We start from the raw sequence: 18089 nt of genomic DNA on the forward strand, positions 1-18089 counted from the left end.
TTCGGTCTGGTCAAATGTTACAAACTGCAACTTTACTCAGACGAAACAGGCACTGAAAGCGCAAATCCTGCACTTTTTACAACAATCCGCTTCAGAGGTAAGTGCATATTCATACTAAATGCTGTAAAAAATACAACATTAAACCCAATGATGCATTTACGGAGCAAAAATCCTGTAAAATGTGCAACATTACTTGGACAGGCCGGTAACAGGGGGGGACAGTATGCATGTGACGGTGAGAGTAAGGTGGAGTTAGCAGCCTCGAATATAAAGATAAGCCAGCCGGAAACTCACGGCTGACCTGGAACAGCAGCCTAACCTTTCCGGTAGGCCTTGCTGTGAAAGGCATTAATATAACGGAATAGCGCTTCGCCATCGTCCGGTACATTTCCGCTACCATCCAGTGGCAGCAGCATCGCCTGATAAGGCTCGGGCACCCAGACATACTGGTGGACATAGGAGGTCAGGACGAATCCGTTCCGCTCCCAGAAATGAATGCGCTCCTTGTGTGTATCCGAGGTTCCGGATTCAGCTTCGATGATGATTCCCCGTACGTTGTGTTCTTGAACAGCCCAGTCCCTGATCTGTACGAGGAACCAGGTTCCCATATCCGCCCCGCGCAGCTCCTTATCGACCGCCAAGTAATCTATGATCAGTACCTTATCGTCAGTCTTTCCCACGACCCCAGTAACGGCCATAGCGACAACCTGCCCCTGCTGATCAAGTCCCGCATGTAGATAAGCAATCTTCCGCTCCAGCATACTGCGGAGAATCCCTTTTGACTTAGCGCCGCTCGGGAAAGCCTCCCGGTACACCGGCTCCATCTGCTTCCAGAGCTGTTCATCCCATTTATCTACTGTAATAAACTCCAGGTCCATGATCTGTTCGCCTCCATTTTTATCATAGCAGAGGCGGGGCGGGAACGAAAATATGCCAGCGGGCAGGATAGTTCAATCATTTCACGAATTTTTTATAAGCTGGATAATTCTGTGAATTTACGCAATGATTATTTTTTGAAGGTATGATTAAATTGAAGCAACCGAGTCATCAAGTTGTCTCTCAAATAGTTGATGATTCCATATTAAGCAGATACCATAATCAACACTGTAACTAAGAAATTACATAAAAGAAACGCACTATAAGGAGGAATGTGAACGAAATGAAGTTCGACCTTCGTGAATTAGCGTTGTTTGCAGAGCAGGCTGTAACAAAAGCGGGTGACAGAATTTCCAAATTGCGCATCCGGGAAAAAATTGAAGTGAATTACAAGGATTATGGTGAACTTGTGACATCCGCTGATTGGTTATCGGAAAAAATCATTCAAGAAGCCATAATGGATAAATTTCAAGGTCATCGAATTCTTTCTGAGGAAAATGGAGTACATAACTGGGATAATTTCAAGTTTGACGGTCCGGTTTGGGTAATTGATCCCTTAGATGGAACAGTTAATTTTGCTCGCAACCTGCCGCATTACGGCGTTTCATTGGCTTTTGCCCTTGATGGCGTAGTGCTGGCAGGAGCAGTATATGCGCCAGATTTGCACTGTACTTATGTTGGGATTAAAGGAGAAGGCTCTTATTGCAATGGTGAGCGTTTACAAATTCGTACATGTACTTCGCTGCTAGATGCTGTCATAGGCACAGGTTTTCCGCATGATCCAGCAAAAGTGGAGCCAGCAATCGAAAGAGTGAACCGACTCAGAAGGAACTGCCGCGACATTAGGCGTTTTGCCGCACCAACAGTAGACATTTGTTATGTGGCGTCCGGTAAATTAGATGCGCATACGGAAAGTCTTTCACCGTGGGACGTAGCCGCCGCAGGCTTGATTGCACGGGAGGCGGGAGCATTAAGTTGCAATGTACATATGGTGCCTGATCACATCCCTAATGAACTCAATGGTGAAGAGGCCGTATTCGCTACACCCGGAATCTTCGATGATCTCTTGACATTATTGCGGAAGGAATCTGAATAAAAGGTTCATTCGCTTTTCAGCATAGCTTTAGTTCCGAGTATGCACTATCAGCGCAGCGCTATAGTACCGCCTTTCCTGCCCCACCCAACTCGGGGTGGGGTGGAATCTTTCACCCTGTTTAGGTGGAAGCGGCGGAGGGGATTTTGGAACTGGAAGGAGCGGAGCGTCCGCCTTTATGTTTGGATTTCTACCGCGGCGGCGGTAATAATCAGGAAATCCAAACATAACAGCGGCCGGAAGTCCAAAATCACCGCAGCCGCGCCCTTCACCAAAACAAATCTTGCAGAAAGTTTGACACCACCCTTTTCTTCTGTCATAATTCCCTTTAGTTGAATATGCGCCTTTAAATCAGTCCCGTGAGGCTGGCAAGGTAACGTGAATCGAGGTTCGCGAACATGGAAGCAGGAATCCGTATAAGTACGGAGGGCCTTTTTATGCGCGCGGACACGCCATCTTTTTGAATCTGCGGATTTCACTCCTTGCCTGTTTCGGGCAAGGAGTTTTTTGTTTATCCGGGAACTTGAGCAGGCGATCAAGCAGGAGGATGGCACGATGATGGTTACTGAAAAAAATGTCATTATGGACGAAACGGCGATTCGCCGGGCACTGTCACGCATTGCACATGAGATTTTGGAGAAGAACAAGGGTATTGAGAATTGTCTGCTGGTCGGCATCCGTACGAGAGGGATTTATCTGGCCCAGCGGATTGCGGAGCGCATCAAGGAGATTGAAGGCGTGGATATACCTTACGGTGAGCTGGATATCACGCATTACCGCGATGACCGCGAAGGCGGCGACAACAGGGAGTCGATGGACAAGGCTGTGGTCAACAGCAATCTGATCCTGCCCCCGGGCAGCAGCGGCATCCAGGACAAGAAAGTGATTCTGTTCGACGATGTGCTGTACACCGGCAGAACGATCCGGGCAGCGATGGATGCGCTGATGGATTGCGGACGGCCGCGGATGATCCAGCTTGCTGTACTGGCTGACCGCGGACACCGGGAACTTCCGATCCGCCCTGACTATATTGGCAAGAACGTACCCACCTCCAGGCATGAGCAGATTGAAGTGTCACTGACCGAATTCGACGGCAAGGACGAAGTGTACATTATTTCAAACCGGGAGGAACGATAACAATGATGACGGCAACCAAAGTGAAGGAACGCAGTCTGCTGGGGATTAAGGAACTGGACGCTTCGGAAATCAGCCAGCTTTTGAACAGAACGGCTTACTGGGACAATCAGAGCGAGAAGCTCACGCCGGTGCTGAGATCGCATTTTGTTGCCAACATGTTTTTTGAGAATAGCACACGGACCCGCTTCTCCTTCGAAATGGCCGAGAAACGGCTGGGCGTTCAGGTCCTGAACTTCACGGCGGCAGCTTCCAGTGTAGAAAAAGGCGAGTCGATCTACGATACCGTACGCACCTTAGAATCGATGGGGATCGATGCCGGAGTTGTGCGTTTGAAGCCTGCAGGCGTGCTGCAGCAGCTGGCCGAGAAGGTAAGCATCCCGCTGATCAATGCCGGAGACGGCAACAATGAGCACCCGACACAGGCGCTGCTGGATCTGTACACGATGCGCAAGCATTTCGGAGAACTGAAGGGCCTGAAAGTGTCGATTATCGGAGATATTATGCATAGCCGGGTGGCACGCTCCAACCTGTGGGCATTGACCAAGATGGGCGCAAGCGTCCAGTTCTGCGCACCGGCGAATATGCAGGCTCCTGAGCTTGCCGCGTACGCTCCATACGTTTCAATGGAAGAAGCGCTGAAAGCGGATGTGGTTATGATGCTGAGAGTGCAGCTGGAACGGCATGCCTCCGGTATTATTTTATCGGCAGCAGAGTACCGGGAGCACTTCGGACTTACGGAAGAACGCGCTGCGAAGCTGGACAAGGGAACGATCATCATGCACCCGGCGCCGGTCAACCGCAATGTGGAGATCGATGATGCAGTGGTGGAGAGCAGCCAGTCACGGATTTTCCCGCAGATGGCGAATGGAGTCCCGGTACGGATGGCAGTGATGGAGAGAGCACTTCAGTAGCAAGATTCCGTAAAAAAACCTCACATAACTTTACTAATAAATATACACAAAGATGAATTTTTATTATATAATAACTAAAGAGCTTACGGCTGCGGCCTGAGGCACAAAGGAGAATCATAACCGTGATCATTAAAAACGCCAGTGTACTGGGCCAAGAAGGCGTGCTGGAGCGCAAGCATATTGTCGTGTTGAACGGGGTAATCTCTAAGATTCTGGATGCCGCTGAAGCGGTAGATGAAGCAGGAGAGATCATCGAAGCGGAAGGCAAGCTGCTGATCCCGGGACTGATCGATATGCATGTGCACTTACGTGAACCGGGGTTTGAACATAAGGAAACGATTGAGACCGGCGCACGTTCGGCGGCCAAAGGCGGATTCACGACTATCGCCTGCATGCCGAATACACGCCCGGTAACAGACAGTGCAGAGATCGTCCAACTGGTAAAAGATAAGGCGCGTGAAGCCGGACTCGTGAAGGTGCTGCCTTATGCGGCCATTACGAAGAATGAGCTGGGACTTGAGCTGACTGACTTTGCGGCACTGAAAGCGGCTGGAGCGATTGGCTTCACCGACGACGGTGTAGGCGTACAGAGCGCACAAATGATGAAGGATGCCATGAAGCTGGCGGCAGGAATGGATATGCCGGTCATTGCCCACTGCGAGGACAACTCGCTGGTTGAGGGCTGCGCGGTAGCGGAAGGTACGTTTGCCGACAAGCATGGACTTAAGGGAATTCCGAATGAGTCGGAAGCCATCCATGTAGGGCGCGACATACTGCTGTCTGAAGCTACGGGCGTTCACTACCATGTGTGCCACGTCAGCACCGAGCAATCGGTACGGCTGATCCGTCAGGCTAAGCAGATCGGCATCAAGGTGACCGCTGAGGTGTGCCCGCATCATCTGCTGCTCTCGGAGGAAGACATTCCGGGCATGGACGCGAACTGGAAAATGAACCCGCCGCTTCGCTCGCGCCGCGATGTGGAAGCCTGCATCGAAGGCCTGCTGGACGGCACGCTGGATATCATCGTTACCGATCATGCACCGCACAGTGCGGAAGAGAAAGCAAAAGGCATGCAGCTTGCACCGTTTGGCATCGTCGGTTTTGAGACAGCCTTCCCGCTGCTGTATACCGCTTTTGTGGCCACTGGCAAATGGGATCTGTCCCTGCTGGTCCAGCGGATGACCGCTGATCCGGCCCGGGTGTTCAGATTGAACACTGGCAGCCTTGCAGTAGGCGCGCCTGCCGATCTGACACTGATTGATATGAATGAAGAGAAGGAAGTGGACCCGGCAACGTTTGCCAGCAAAGGGCGGAATACTCCTTTTGGCGGATGGAAGCTTAAGGGCTGGCCGGTGAAGACTTGGGTAGACGGCAGAGCCGTATGGAGTGAAGTATAACTGACGGTTACTGGCAGCCAGGCTGCCGGCCGTGACATAAGCATCAGACTACAGAAACAAGAAGGAGTGGAAGGGAATGCAGGCGAGATTGCTGCTTCAGGACGGAACGCTGTTTACAGGCACCGCATTTGGCGCGGAAGGCGAAAAGACGGGCGAGGTTGTATTTAACACAGGAATTACGGGATATCAGGAGGTGCTGTCGGACCCTTCGTACTGCGGCCAGATCGTCACCATGACGTATCCGCTGATCGGAAATTACGGCATTACCCGTGATGATTTCGAATCTGTGCGCCCTTTTGTGCACGGCTTTGTGGTGCGTCGTCACGAGACTGTGCCCAGCAACTGGCGTGCTGAATACAGTGTAGACGATCTGCTGAAGGAATACGGCATTCCCGGAATCAGCGAGATTGACACCCGGATGCTGACCCGCATTATCCGCCACCACGGCACGATGAAGGCGATCCTCACCACTTCGAATAAACGTGTGGAAGAACTGATGGAAATGATGGGCGATACTACAATTGAAGAATTGCGCAATCAGGTAGCACGTACCTCCACAACCAAGACATATAGCAGTCCCGGTAATAAGGAACGTATCGTGCTGGTAGATTACGGCGCGAAGACAGGCATTCTGCGCGAGCTGAACAGCCGCGGCTGTGATGTGGTTGTCGTGCCTCACGATGTGACTGCAGATGAGATCCGCCGCCTGAATCCCGACGGAATCCAGCTGTCGAACGGCCCTGGGGACCCTAAGGATGTGCCATATGCAGTTAAGACCATATCCGAACTGCTCGGCGAATATCCGATCTTCGGCATCTGCCTGGGTCATCAGCTGTTCGCGCTGGCATGCGGCGCTGACACCGAGAAGCTCAAATTCGGACATCGCGGCGGTAACCATCCGGTCAAAGAGCTGGAGAGCGGACGCTGCTTCATCACCTCGCAGAACCATGGCTATACGGTTAATGAAGAATCCGTAGTGAACACGGATCTGGAAGTTACGCATATTAACAACAATGATAAGACCGTCGAAGGACTGAAGCATACCCGTTACCCCGCTTTTTCGGTGCAGTACCATCCGGAAGCGGCGCCGGGACCGCATGACAGCAGCTACTTGTTCGACCGTTTCCTGCAGATGATCGCAGACCACAAGGCGAAACTGCCGGCAGGCTCGCGCCAGGCGCAGCTTGCGGCCAATGCCAGAATCACGGCACCGAAACCTGCAGCACAGCTTGAAGCCGTGAAAGGAGCACTATAACATGCCTAAGAACGATAAACTCAAAAAAATTCTGGTTATCGGCTCCGGTCCGATTGTCATCGGCCAAGCCGCCGAGTTTGACTATGCGGGCACACAAGCCTGCCAGGCGCTCAAAGAAGAAGGCGTAGAGGTTGTGCTGATTAACAGCAACCCGGCTACGATCATGACCGATACCAATATGGCTGACAAAGTATATATTGAACCGATCACACTGGAATTCGTAACGGCGATTATCCGTCAGGAGCGTCCGGACGGACTGCTGCCGACACTGGGCGGACAGACTGGCCTCAACATGGCAGTGGAGCTGGCCCGTGCAGGCGTACTGAAATCCGAGAATGTGAAGCTTCTGGGTACACAGCTGGAATCCATCGAGAAAGCAGAAGACCGTGACTTGTTCCGCGAGCTGATGCGTGAGCTGGATCAGCCTGTTCCTGAGAGTGCCATCATCACAAGTGTGGAAGAAGCGATGGGCTTCGCCGCCGGCATCGGCTATCCGCTGATCGTCCGTCCGGCCTACACGCTAGGCGGAACAGGCGGCGGGATCTGTGACAATGAGGAAGAGCTGCGCGAAACCGTCAAAGCAGGTATCCGTTACAGCCCGATCGGCCAATGTCTGGTGGAGAAGAGCATCGCCGGCATGAAGGAAGTCGAATATGAAGTGATGCGTGATAAGAACGACAACTGTATTGTAGTCTGCAACATGGAGAACTTTGATCCGGTTGGCGTACATACAGGCGACAGTATCGTAGTGGCGCCAAGCCAGACGTTGTCTGACCGTGAGTACCAGATGCTGCGCAGCGCTTCACTGAAGATTATCCGCGCGCTGAATATCGAAGGCGGCTGTAACGTGCAGTTCGCACTGGACCCGCAGAGCTATCAATACTATGTCATTGAAGTGAATCCGCGCGTAAGCCGCTCGTCGGCGCTGGCGTCGAAGGCGACCGGGTATCCGATTGCCAAGATGGCTGCCAAAATCGCCCTCGGCTACACGCTCGATGAAATCGTCAATCCGGTTACCGGACAGACCTATGCCTGCTTCGAGCCGACACTGGATTATATCGTCAGCAAAATCCCGCGCTGGCCGTTCGATAAGTTCATCTCTGCGAACCGTAAGCTGGGTACCCAGATGAAGGCAACCGGAGAAGTGATGGCCATCGGGCGTACCTTCGAAGAGTCGATTCACAAGGCGATCCGGTCGCTGGAGATCGGTGTGCACCGTTTCCGTCTGCCTGGCGCAGAGCTGCTTGAAGACAGTGTACTGCGTAATAGACTCGCCAAAGCGGATGATGAGCGCCTGTTCCTGATCGCAGAAGCGTTCCGCCGCGGCTACGGGCTGCAGGATATTCAGGATATGACGAATATTGACTGGTGGTTCCTGTCCAAGATCGAAGGCCTCGTGAGCTTCGAGGACGAGATCCGCGCGGAAGAAACCTTGTCCGCAGAAATTCTCTATCAGGCCAAGCGCAAGGGCTTCACCGACCGGGCGATTGCCGAGATCCGTGCCGAAGGGCGTCCGGGCGGGGCATTCACCAAGGAATCCGAAGTACGCGTGCTGCGTCTGCAGCAGGGTCTGGTTCCGGTATTCAAAATGGTCGATACCTGCGCCGCCGAATTCGAAGCTTCAACGCCATACTACTACTCGACCTATGAGACCGAGAATGAAGTGATTCATTCCGATAAACAGAAGGTTATCGTGCTCGGCTCCGGTCCTATCCGTATCGGCCAGGGTATCGAGTTCGACTACTCTACCGTGCATGCAGTATGGGCGATCCAGAAAGCCGGCTATGAAGCCGTCATTATCAATAATAATCCAGAGACGGTGTCGACGGATTTCAATACATCAGACCGCCTGTACTTTGAACCGCTATTCTTCGAGGATGTGATGAACGTGATCGCCCAGGAGAATCCGATCGGGGTTATCGTACAGTTCGGTGGACAGACAGCCATCAACCTGGCTGCGCCACTCGCCGCAGCTGGTGTGAACATTCTGGGCACCAGCCTGGAGAGTATCGATGAAGCGGAGAACCGCAAGAAATTCGAAGCGCTTCTGGCCCGTCTGGATATCGCACAGCCAAAAGGCAAAACGGTTATCAACATTGACGAAGCCGTTGAAACAGCCCAGGCGCTGGGCTATCCGGTGCTGGTTCGTCCATCTTATGTCCTCGGCGGCCGTGCGATGGAGATTGTCTACAACGATACAGAGCTGCTGAGCTACATGGTTGAAGCGGTGAAGGTTAATCCGGAGCATCCGGTGCTGATCGACCGTTACATGCTGGGCAAAGAGGTTGAAGTCGACGCGATCTGCGATGGCGAGACCGTAGTGATTCCGGGAATTATGGAGCATGTAGAACGCGCAGGGGTTCACTCCGGTGACTCCATCGCCGTCTATCCGCCGCAATACCTGGATGAAGGCCTGAAGCAGAAGATCTCTGAGATCACGATCAAGATCGCTAAGGAACTGAAGACGATCGGACTGGTTAACATCCAGTTTGTCATCTATCAGAACGAAGTGTATGTGATCGAGGTTAACCCGCGCTCTTCGCGTACGGTTCCTTTCCTGAGCAAGGTGACAGGCATTCCAATGGCTAATCTGGCAACCAAAATCATCCTCGGCGGCAAGCTGAAGGAAGACGGGTATACAGAAGGGCTGTGGCCGGAAAGCGACTACGTTTCTGTAAAAGTACCTGTGTTCTCTTTTGCCAAGCTGCGCAGAGTGGAACCGACTCTTGGACCGGAAATGAAATCGACCGGCGAAGTTATGGGCCGCGACAAGCTGTATGCCAAAGCGCTGTACAAAGGGCTGATCGGCGCAGGAATGAAGATTCCAGCTACCGGAGCAATCATCGTTACCGTTGCAGACAAAGACAAGGCTGAAGCGGTTGAGCTGATGAAGGGCTTCCATGCCATGGGCTACAAAATCATCGCTACCGGCGGTACAGCAGCGGCACTTGAGCAGGCCGGGCTGAACGTGATGAACGTTAACAAGCTGGATGAAGGTGAGCCGACCATTCTGGATCTGATCCGCGGCGGTCAGGCGAACTTCGTCTTCAATACACTGACCAAAGGCAAGACGCCTGAGCGTGACGGGTTCCGTATCCGCCGGGAAGCAGTAGAGAACGGCGTTGTATGTATGACTTCGCTGGATACCGTAACCGCACTGCTGAGAATGCTGCAGACGATTAACTTCTCTTCACAGTCGATGCCTGCTTTTGTCGGACAATAACATATAGGGTGAGGGCAGCCGCTACAGGCTGCTATAGGAACGGTTTGCGTTAGCGCAAGCCGTTCACCTATGCCCGGGACCTTGCAGAGCTTGTTATCACTTGAACAAAGAAAGAAGGCTGGCAAATGGATGGGACCGCAGCACAGCAGCAACATGAACATGAGAACATCGGACAAGTAGAAAAGCGTAATGAAATGGCCGGACGGCTGATGGTTGCCCTGGACTATCCGGACGCAGCACAGGCTAGGGTTCTAATGGAACAGCTCACAGGTATCCCCTGCTATATGAAGGTCGGCATGCAGCTGTTCTATGCTGCCGGGCCGGACTTCATCCGGGAGCTGAAGGAACGCGGCTATTCGGTCTTCCTGGACGTCAAAATGCATGATATCCCGAACACCGTACGGGGGGGGGCTGAGAGCCTAACCATGCTGGGCGTTGATATGTTCAACGTGCATGCCGCCGGAGGAGCTGCCATGATGTCTGCTGCGCTGGAAGGTGCCGCCAAGGCCGTCAGCCTGAATCCGTCGCTGCATATTCCGCTCATTATTGCGGTGACCCAGCTGACCAGCACCAGCCAGGAGGTTATGAACAGCGAAATCGGCATCAACGGTACGGTGACAGACACCGTAGTACGTTACGCCAAGCTTGCAGCTGAAGCCGGGCTGCATGGCGTGGTGGCATCGCCGCAGGAATCAGCGGTGATCGCAGCAGCCTGCGGACCGGATTTCCGTACAGTGACCCCGGGTATCCGGCCTGCCGGTGCCTCGCTGGACGATCAGTCCCGGGTTATGACGCCGGGACAAGCTATACGGCAGGGCAGCCACTACCTGGTAGTGGGCCGGCCGATTACAGCGGCGGCAGATCCGCGCGCCGCAGCACTTACCATTATTGAGGAGATGAGCGAAGTATGAGCCCATTAGAGAATAAAAGTGAACAAGTTGCACGTTATCTGCTGGAGATTGGAGCGGTAGCCCTGCGTCCGCAGGAGCCGTTCACCTGGACGTCCGGCATCAAATCGCCGATCTATTGCGATAACCGCCTGACCTTGTCTTTCCCGGTTGTCCGGAGCTACATTGCCAACGCCTTCGCAGAGCTGATCAGAGGCAGCTATCCGGATGCTGAAGTGATTGCCGGAACTGCAACCGCCGGAATTCCGCACGCGGCCTGGGTGGCCGATAAGCTCGGTCTGCCGATGGCTTATATCCGTGATAAGGCCAAAGGCCACGGCAAGCAGAACCAGATCGAAGGACTGATCGCTCCCGGCCAGAAGGTGATCGTGATCGAGGATCTGATCTCCACCGGCGGCAGCTCGATCAAGGCCGCGCAGGCTGTGCAGGAAGCGGGCGGCGTACCGCTGGCCGTACTGGCCATCTTCAGCTACGAGCTGGACCGCGCCGTAGATGCCTTCGCCGCTGCGGATATCCCGCTGCAAAGCCTGTCCAATTACAGCACACTCATTGATGTGGCGCTAGCTCAAGGCACGATCGCCGATTCGGATGTAGCGCTGCTGCAATCGTGGCGCAAAGATCCTGCAGCGTTCGGCGTATAAGCGGGATTCGTGGGCTGTCAGCAGGTTCAGGACGGCTGAATACTGTTATTCCTCACACTTGATTTGTTACTTGCCCATTGGAGTTTTCTTATTGAGCGGTGTGGACACAAATATTGTACGTTTTACAACTTTGACTCATGGATAGCCAGGTGTTCAGGAGGATTGTTGTATGAAATACAAGAATATTCCCGTTAAGCTGCTTGGTGAAGAGGAAATGCTGCATTTTCTACAACAATCTTCGATTTGGGCCGAAAGGATGAGGGAAATGTTGTATTTTGGGCAGGATTTTGTGTAATGATAACGGATCTCTACCATAGAAGGCGGATGAATCGGGAAATTCATGCGACAACAGCCGCCGCCCGGAAGCAGGCCAGAAATACAGCAAGAAGCCCCGTGCCTTCACATGAACTGTGACCCAATTTGAGGACGGTTTAAAAGAAATACCCTAGAGCTAGCTCGCAAGGAGATGACTTCTGAATTCGTCAGGAGTCATCTTCTTTAATGTCCATTGGTATCGCTCGGAGTTATAGTAGGCAATATATTCCGAAACACGAGCCCTGACTTCTGTGAGATTCTGACAATCTCGAACGCTCATTTCATCTTTCATATGCCCAAAGAACGACTCCATCGATGCATTGTCCCAACAGTTCCCTTTACGGGACATAGACTGTTGAAAACCTGCCTGCTCAATTTGGAGACGAGTTTTAGGATGTGTGTAGTGCATGCCCTGATCGGAGTGGAAAATGGCTTCTGGATGAAGATTTCCATCAAGCCGTTCCAGCAGACGCCGAATGGTTTTTTCAACGAGTGGTAACTCTAGTGTCCCTGCTACACAGTCAGCAAGAATTTGCCGGGTTGCTCCATCTTTTATGCACGAAAGATAAGCCCACTGTCCGTTTCCGTACCGCAGATAGGTGATATCGGTTAGAAAGACTTTCTCCGGCTCTTTCTGGTCAAATTGGCGTTTCAGTAAGTTTGCGCAGGTCTGATGCTCCTGCGTTGCCTTTGCCATCTTACGGTACGGATTAGCTTGCCGTAAGGCTGCGACAAGGTTAAATTTACGCATTAATCGGCGAATCTTCTTGTGATTCATGGTGACACCGCTGAGATGCTCCAAACGCATCTTAATCACCAAAGCGCCAGCTCTTCCTTGTAATGCGTTGAAGTGTTGCTTAATAAGAACAAGGTCGCGCTCGTCGTCGGCTGCACGAAGTTGACGCCTTTGCTCGGCGCCCAGCCATCTGTAATAGCCACTGGTGCTCACAGCGGCGACTCCACATAGATAACGAGTCATACGGCTTAATCCATGGGCTCTCAGGGTGTGATAAATGATTTCGTAGCGCTCCGAAGGTGTTAAGGTTTTCCTTGGTTCCGTTCGAGCGCTTCGAGCTTTTTTAGAAAGTCGACCTCAGCTTCTAGTAATTTAATCTTCGCCTTTGCGCGCTTCAGTTCTTCGTCAGCAGACAAGGCACATGCAGGCTTTCGTCCAGCGCTGCCTTTGCCACGCCGTTCTTCCAGTAGTCCCAGTTCACCATATTTAGCAAAGCTATCTCTCCAGCGTTTCAAACTATGCTTTGGTTTTTTAGAACCGATGAGATTTAGGTCAAAGCCCGCCTTAAGAAATATTTCTGACGGGGGTGTCCCCTCGTTGTAGGCCTTCACTGCCGCCAACTTAAACTCAGCAGTATACGAAATATTCGTCTCGGATACTCGCTGAACATTTGGATTCTTCTCTAATCTTCTGATGATATCTTCCGTAAATAGGGTTCGATTTAAATTTCCCACAGTCTTATCCCGCTCCTTTTCCAATATTCTGATTAAAACACAAAAGACCCACAAGAAGGTCACTTTTTTCAAAGTGTCTTTCTTGTGGGTCACAGTTCAACAGGTACAGCAGGGCTTCTTTTTTGCGTTAGACAAAAGCAGTCTGTGCCAAGGTGAACAAACTGTCTTTTTAGTTTAAACGGGATGTCACTTCCGATATTCGAATAGGCTATATAATGCTAAATAAAGGAATGCTCTGCCGGTTGTCCAGGTGTATGATATTTCATTAGGGGGCTATAAATATGGCTAAATCAACGATTCATCTTCTGCTCAGGCGCGGGCTTCCGCTGGCACTCTGTACGGCGGTACTGCTGCCTGTTATTTCGGCTGAAGCGGCGGCAGCCCCTGTCAGCTCTGCCACTTCGGCCAAACCCTTGACGGCATCCGTGGTGACGCAGCCATCGGACGGACAGCGGGTCCTGCGGATCGGCAGTCTGTGGAGTAGCAGCGATGATACCTATCTGCGCCAAAATCTGACTGACCTCTATGAGTTCACGCATCCGGACGTGAAGCTGGAGTTTGTTCCGGCGGTGGATCAGGAGCAGTTCCGCTTCACCAACACGTACATGGTGGAAGGACCGGAAGCATTGGGGCATATGCGTGACATCATGCTTGGCAGTAATCCGGTAGATGTGGTCATAGGAGACAGCAGCCTGATCAGGAGTCTGGCAGCCCAGAACATGCTTGAGCCTCTGCAGCCGCTGATTGACCGTGACGGCTATGATATCAGCAATATGGCACCGACGATGCTGTATGGTGTACGTCAGCTTGGCCGGGGCCACCTGTTTGCGCTGGCACCTACTTTCAACGCAAGTGTAGTTTTCTATAATAAAGGGATATTCGATGCTGCCGGAGTGAATTATCCAACGGACGGGATGACCTGGGATGAATTCTTCAAGCTTGCAGGTATGGTGACGAAGACCTCCAAGCAGATGGATGAGCGGATATATGGCTTCTCAAGGAGCCGTTATGCCGGCGATCCGTTCGCGGATATGCAGGCGTATCTCTCTCCTCTGCAAGCTGCTATGTACGATAACCAAGGCAGGGCAATGACAGTGAACAATGCGCTGTGGAGTAAAGGCTGGACTACCTTCAGCAATCTGATTCAGAAGAAGATTATCCCCGGCCCGGATGATATTGAAGCCGCAGCCGCAGCTGTTGCCGAACCTGCAGAGACCGGATTTAACCCGTTTCTGGGTGACTGGTTTCTGACGGGCAAAGCGGCAATGGTCATCGGAGAATATGGTTATATCAACGAGCTGGCTTCCGCGGACCGCAATGCGCTCCTGATTAAGAACATTAATTTCAGACATGTGGATTGGGGAATCGCCGCCGTACCTACGTTTGCCGAGAAGCCGGGCGTGGCCGTCGGTGCTGGACTGGATCAGCTGCTGGCCATCAGCAGTACCGCGCAGAATGAAGAGGATGCCTGGGAGTTGATCAAGTTTGTGAACAGCAACGAAGTAGCCAGAATCAAGGCGGCCAATCCTTATCAGCTTACCTCCCGTATGGATTTCAACCGTTCACAGAAGGCTGGAGTAAGCCTTGAACCTTTTTACAATTTGAAGCCTGTGCCGCTGACGGACGCTAATGTGGAGAGTCTGGCTTACAAGATGCCTAATATTTATCAGATTAATCTGGCCGGACAAATGCTGTTCAGCGAAGTCATTCAAGGCAAACGGACGGTAGCGAATGCCCTCAAGGCCTGGGAGCAGCAGGGCAACCATATGCTTAACGCGATGCGCAAGGATCCCACAGTCTTGTTCAATCTGGACAACGGCTGGCTGGAGCGAAGTGTGAAGGGCAAGTAGGATAGCATCAGATTTAAACAAGTGAGAACCACTTTGGAGAATCGTTTGCCAATGGTTTGTAGTAACCCAATTATGGTATATCCGATCCGGTATGATTAAGTGTACTTTGTACAACTAAATCGTCTGATTTATAACCAATTAATTGTTTAGTTGTATTTCGTGCAATTAAACTTCCTGTTTCAGACGGTTTTCCCTGATTCGGACAGAATTAGTTGTACAGACTACAGTTATAAGAGGCAAGCATCCCTTTTCGCTGTTTTTAATTGTACATTATACAACTATCCTCTGAATTGTTGGGTGGAAAATAATCACAGAATTGCGTTGCAGAATTTGCCAACCGTTCCGCAGGACTTTTTTCCTGTTATTAATGAAAAAATGGGCATGATAATGATCAGAGTAGCATACATGAATACGAAAAAGGAGAAGGGCATCATGAATTGGATATACTTCGCAAAATTGTTCAGGACAAGATTTCAAGCGGGTTGTCTGGCCAAAAGACTCGAGCAGGACGGCTGGATCTACGGCTATCATGATCCGCGTTTTGTGGAAATTTACCGTTCGCGTAAGGGCCGCTACGGTGTGCGTTTTCTGCCATAAATAAATTAACCAAATTCATCCTTGACTTTATCCATGCTTATATTGTATATTATCTATTGTCGCTGTTTGAATATGATTACTGACGCGGGGTGGAGCAGCCCGGTAGCTCGTCGGGCTCATAACCCGAAGGCCGCAGGTTCAAATCCTGCCCCCGCAACCAATTTTATTTCATCAGACAGCACTTGTAAAATACGGATATCCTAGTCCGGGCCCTTAGCTCAGTTGGTTAGAGCGGTCGGCTCATAACCGATTGGTCACAGGTTCGAGTCCTGTAGGGCCCACTTCAACGAAACCCTTACCCTGTAAGGGTTTTTTGCTTTTTATGGGCTCGCGAGCAAAATAAGATCAAGTTTATCTGAAGGGGCACTAGAGTGCGAAAACTTAACTGGTTAGGAGGTGAATTGTTTTTTTCATACAGATATCGGCCTGGTCGCTGTAGATCGAGAAACGGGGAAATTCGATTCCAAGGATTATAAACAGATTTTTCTATAAACTGTGTGTGATTCATGGTTGACGCAAACTGCGCAGTGAGGGAGAGGAATCGTTAGCCCAAAATTTTTATCGATGGTTGCTCAGAACTAGAAATTAGAGTCATACACTGTCGCTGTATTGTTGAACTAAAGTTTCTGTTAGTTGAAAGAACAGTTCATCAACAAATTATCACTTCACTCTTTCGGAAATATTTTTACTTATTTCTTCAGGATTTTCAACACCAATGATCAACTTTGATATTTTGAACTTACCAACTTTAAAGCTATTCAAATCTAAATGAAGAGTTTCGAGCTCATTTTCAAAAAAGTGCAGTTGATAACCACCATTTGATCTAAATAACCCATTTCTCATTCCTCCTAATAAAGCACCATATAGTTTAAAAGCATTTGGTATCGGTCTACCTGTTGTTATTCCTATGATTGAAGAGTATGGAATTTGCAACCCTTTATCTAATTTTAAAAAGGGTGAGTTTCCAAGGTCGATATTTACGTAGGTTTCCATTAGTTGAATTTTACGTTCCATATTTTGATTCCCCCATTTTGAAAAAATCCATTTATTTCATAACCCATAATTACAAATAATACCACAAACACCGCTTTTCTTCATAAAAATCTAAACTGCCCATTAGCTTAATAAATCTTTTTCATCGAGAGTCTTAACGATTGTTGCACAGTACGAAGAGATAACACAGCGGAGGATGGCGAACATACCGGCAGAGTAATTAGTAGGGTTTGTTATAGCTCCTACTAATTACTCTGCTTTTTAAGACCAACTAATCCACCAATAACAATAATAACTGAAACTATAAAAATCCAATAAGCAATGCCCATTAAAATTAACTCCCTTACCAGTTTTACGCTAATAAGGGCATGTACAATTGATCATCAATTCAAAATAAAGAGAGATAAATAGTGGCTTTAGTATATAACCAGGCCTAATTCTTTTTCTTTATTCTGATACTTAATCCACTGATTGAACCAAACGCCCAGAAGTATCAAGTGTGGTTGAGTACCTTGCTCCACGAGTTGGAAATGCAACAGTTCTGTTTTTCAATAACTGTTGGCAAGATCCTCAATCCGCTATTCAGCCGATTCCGGTCAATCAAATTGTTTTTGGCTTCCCCGGTGGTGGGGCGGATTTGAAGGAAATACTCTTTACGGTGGTGTTTACAAGACGGTTCAGTTTGGAACATTTGAATCCGAGCCTACCCAAAGAGATTTAGAGGTTCGCAAGCTTTTTGTTGAGGCAGGCTTCAAGATAAGGGTTCAAAAGGATCCGCATAGTTGGCTCTGGAATCACTTCGCATTAAACGTTGCAATGGAAATCGAAGTATTAAAAAGTGGCAGTTTTAAAAAAGTCATTTCTTCACCCGAAGCCCTCGCTGGAATAGGTCGTAATATGAAAGAATTGATCCCTATTTTGAAAGCAAAAGGATCAAAACTTGATATTTTGACAAGGGTGGTGAGCACCCTACCGCCGAGTGTTGTTGGATTTCTTATGAGTAACATTGTTTATTCACCTAAAAGCATGCCCTATGCACTTGTGGAGCATAACCACTTTAAGGTTGGTTATGCCGTACAGGAAGTTATATCAGAGGCCAGAAAGCACGGCATAAAGGCACCACGGCTTTACGCTGTAGATAGCCTAATTACGGAATGATGACTTAGATTTGTTTATTCGATTTAATAAGGGAGAGAACCATTACAGTGTCTACATTATTGTACAAAGTGGGCAAATCAGCCTATAACAAACCATGGCCGTTTATTATCAGTTAGATCGCAATTCTTGGAGTTGTAGTAGCCTTGCTCATTACGAACGGAATGCATGTAAATTCCACGATGAAAATTGAGGGTTTTTCATTTCCCTTAGCGGTGAAAATCCGGAGACCAAGGCGAACGCTTCCGCTTTTCCGCGGGTCGTTCCG

At 50.1% G+C, this 18089-nt stretch carries 16 protein-coding genes and 2 tRNA genes; 14 read left to right on the forward strand and 4 right to left on the reverse strand.

Annotated features, from left to right (window positions below; translation table 11 throughout):
- Positions 1-314 precede the first annotated feature (314 nt).
- The gene (locus MKZ24_RS13450; protein WP_340783677.1) at positions 315-878 is read right to left on the reverse strand and encodes a GNAT family N-acetyltransferase; all 564 of its coding nucleotides are present in this window, start codon (positions 876-878) and stop codon (positions 315-317) included.
- A gap of 281 nt (positions 879-1159) precedes the next feature.
- Between MKZ24_RS13450 and MKZ24_RS13455 the strand changes: the two genes are divergently transcribed.
- A complete protein-coding gene (locus MKZ24_RS13455) occupies positions 1160-1972 on the forward strand; it encodes an inositol monophosphatase family protein (RefSeq protein ID WP_340790159.1) in 813 nt (270 codons plus the stop codon).
- A gap of 173 nt (positions 1973-2145) precedes the next feature.
- Here MKZ24_RS13455 and MKZ24_RS13460 read toward each other — a convergent pair whose 3' ends face one another.
- The gene (locus MKZ24_RS13460; RefSeq protein ID WP_340783680.1) at positions 2146-2448 is read right to left on the reverse strand and encodes a hypothetical protein; all 303 of its coding nucleotides are present in this window, start codon (positions 2446-2448) and stop codon (positions 2146-2148) included.
- 79 nt (positions 2449-2527) lie between these two features.
- Between MKZ24_RS13460 and pyrR the strand changes: the two genes are divergently transcribed.
- The 8 genes from pyrR (at position 2528) to MKZ24_RS13500 (ending at position 11736) form a co-directional block, all read left to right on the forward strand.
- On the forward strand, positions 2528-3106 hold the full coding sequence (gene pyrR / locus MKZ24_RS13465) for a bifunctional pyr operon transcriptional regulator/uracil phosphoribosyltransferase PyrR (RefSeq protein ID WP_042243170.1): 579 nt from the start codon (positions 2528-2530) through the stop codon (positions 3104-3106).
- Positions 3107-3108: 2 nt separating this feature from the next.
- Positions 3109-4017, forward strand: a complete 909-nt coding sequence (locus tag MKZ24_RS13470; protein WP_042238475.1) for an aspartate carbamoyltransferase catalytic subunit — start codon at positions 3109-3111, stop codon at positions 4015-4017.
- 116 nt (positions 4018-4133) lie between these two features.
- The gene (locus tag MKZ24_RS13475) at positions 4134-5414 is read left to right on the forward strand and encodes a dihydroorotase (RefSeq protein ID WP_042238474.1); all 1281 of its coding nucleotides are present in this window, start codon (positions 4134-4136) and stop codon (positions 5412-5414) included.
- Positions 5415-5490: 76 nt separating this feature from the next.
- Positions 5491-6669 (forward strand): glutamine-hydrolyzing carbamoyl-phosphate synthase small subunit, encoded by a 1179-nt coding sequence (gene carA, locus MKZ24_RS13480; protein WP_042139367.1) that lies wholly within the window; start codon positions 5491-5493, stop codon positions 6667-6669.
- 1 nt (position 6670) lies between these two features.
- Positions 6671-9892, forward strand: a complete 3222-nt coding sequence (carB, locus tag MKZ24_RS13485) for a carbamoyl-phosphate synthase large subunit (protein WP_042238473.1) — start codon at positions 6671-6673, stop codon at positions 9890-9892.
- 194 nt (positions 9893-10086) lie between these two features.
- On the forward strand, positions 10087-10803 hold the full coding sequence (gene pyrF, locus MKZ24_RS13490) for an orotidine-5'-phosphate decarboxylase (protein WP_340790160.1): 717 nt from the start codon (positions 10087-10089) through the stop codon (positions 10801-10803).
- Positions 10800-11441, forward strand: a complete 642-nt coding sequence (gene pyrE / locus MKZ24_RS13495) for an orotate phosphoribosyltransferase (RefSeq protein WP_042238472.1) — start codon at positions 10800-10802, stop codon at positions 11439-11441. The genes pyrF and pyrE overlap by 4 nt, the downstream gene beginning before the upstream one ends.
- Positions 11442-11610: 169 nt before the next feature.
- Positions 11611-11736: a hypothetical protein gene (locus MKZ24_RS13500; protein WP_340783686.1), complete on the forward strand. Its 126-nt coding sequence runs from the start codon at positions 11611-11613 to the stop codon at positions 11734-11736.
- A 156-nt stretch (positions 11737-11892) separates the two neighbouring features.
- Here MKZ24_RS13500 and MKZ24_RS13505 read toward each other — a convergent pair.
- Positions 11893-13226, reverse strand: a protein-coding gene (locus MKZ24_RS13505) for an IS3 family transposase (protein ID WP_156123488.1) whose coding sequence is annotated in 2 segments (ribosomal slippage) — positions 11893-12845 and positions 12845-13226 — 1335 coding nt in all. Because the reading frame shifts where the segments join, the coding sequence is not laid out codon by codon here.
- A gap of 281 nt (positions 13227-13507) precedes the next feature.
- On the opposite strand from MKZ24_RS13505, the gene MKZ24_RS13510 reads away from it, so the two are divergent.
- The 4 genes from MKZ24_RS13510 (at position 13508) to MKZ24_RS13525 (ending at position 15954) form a co-directional block, all read left to right on the forward strand.
- Entirely contained in the window at positions 13508-15076 is a 1569-nt protein-coding gene (locus MKZ24_RS13510) for an extracellular solute-binding protein (RefSeq protein ID WP_052416660.1), read from the forward strand.
- A 432-nt stretch (positions 15077-15508) separates the two neighbouring features.
- Positions 15509-15673 carry a hypothetical protein gene (locus tag MKZ24_RS13515; protein WP_019909365.1) on the forward strand — a complete coding sequence of 55 codons (165 nt, stop codon included), beginning with the start codon at positions 15509-15511 and terminating at the stop codon, positions 15671-15673.
- An 83-nt stretch (positions 15674-15756) separates the two neighbouring features.
- A tRNA-Met gene (locus MKZ24_RS13520) sits at positions 15757-15833 on the forward strand.
- Between the two features lie 47 nt (positions 15834-15880).
- Positions 15881-15954 (forward strand) — tRNA-Ile (locus MKZ24_RS13525).
- Positions 15955-16333: 379 nt separating this feature from the next.
- On the opposite strand, the gene MKZ24_RS13530 is transcribed toward MKZ24_RS13525, so the two are convergent.
- Positions 16334-16687, reverse strand: a complete 354-nt coding sequence (locus MKZ24_RS13530) for a hypothetical protein (protein ID WP_042238470.1) — start codon at positions 16685-16687, stop codon at positions 16334-16336.
- A gap of 537 nt (positions 16688-17224) precedes the next feature.
- Between MKZ24_RS13530 and MKZ24_RS13535 the strand changes: the two genes are divergently transcribed.
- Positions 17225-17824 (forward strand): ketopantoate reductase family protein, encoded by a 600-nt coding sequence (locus MKZ24_RS13535; protein WP_340783726.1) that lies wholly within the window; start codon positions 17225-17227, stop codon positions 17822-17824.
- The last annotated feature ends 265 nt before the right edge of the window (positions 17825-18089 follow it).

Source organism: Paenibacillus sp. FSL R7-0297, assembly GCF_038009025.1.
Taxonomy (GTDB): Bacteria; Bacillota; Bacilli; order Paenibacillales; family Paenibacillaceae; genus Paenibacillus_AQ.

Excerpts from the sequence above, each read along its gene's own strand:
- MKZ24_RS13455 (WP_340790159.1), top strand. The coding sequence starts at position 1,160 with ATGAAGTTCGACCTTCGTGAATTAGCGTTGTTTGCAGAGCAGGCTGTA.
- MKZ24_RS13530 (WP_042238470.1), bottom strand. The coding sequence starts at position 16,687 with ATGGAACGTAAAATTCAACTAATGGAAACCTACGTAAATATCGACCTT.
- MKZ24_RS13450 (WP_340783677.1), bottom strand. The coding sequence starts at position 878 with ATGGACCTGGAGTTTATTACAGTAGATAAATGGGATGAACAGCTCTGG.
- MKZ24_RS13510 (WP_052416660.1), top strand. The coding sequence starts at position 13,508 with ATGGCTAAATCAACGATTCATCTTCTGCTCAGGCGCGGGCTTCCGCTG.
- carB (WP_042238473.1), top strand. The coding sequence starts at position 6,671 with ATGCCTAAGAACGATAAACTCAAAAAAATTCTGGTTATCGGCTCCGGT.
- carA (WP_042139367.1), top strand. The coding sequence starts at position 5,491 with ATGCAGGCGAGATTGCTGCTTCAGGACGGAACGCTGTTTACAGGCACC.
- MKZ24_RS13470 (WP_042238475.1), top strand. The coding sequence starts at position 3,109 with ATGATGACGGCAACCAAAGTGAAGGAACGCAGTCTGCTGGGGATTAAG.
- pyrE (WP_042238472.1), top strand. The coding sequence starts at position 10,800 with ATGAGCCCATTAGAGAATAAAAGTGAACAAGTTGCACGTTATCTGCTG.
- pyrF (WP_340790160.1), top strand. The coding sequence starts at position 10,087 with ATGGCCGGACGGCTGATGGTTGCCCTGGACTATCCGGACGCAGCACAG.
- pyrR (WP_042243170.1), top strand. The coding sequence starts at position 2,528 with ATGGTTACTGAAAAAAATGTCATTATGGACGAAACGGCGATTCGCCGG.
- MKZ24_RS13515 (WP_019909365.1), top strand. The coding sequence starts at position 15,509 with ATGAATTGGATATACTTCGCAAAATTGTTCAGGACAAGATTTCAAGCG.
- MKZ24_RS13500 (WP_340783686.1), top strand. The coding sequence starts at position 11,611 with ATGAAATACAAGAATATTCCCGTTAAGCTGCTTGGTGAAGAGGAAATG.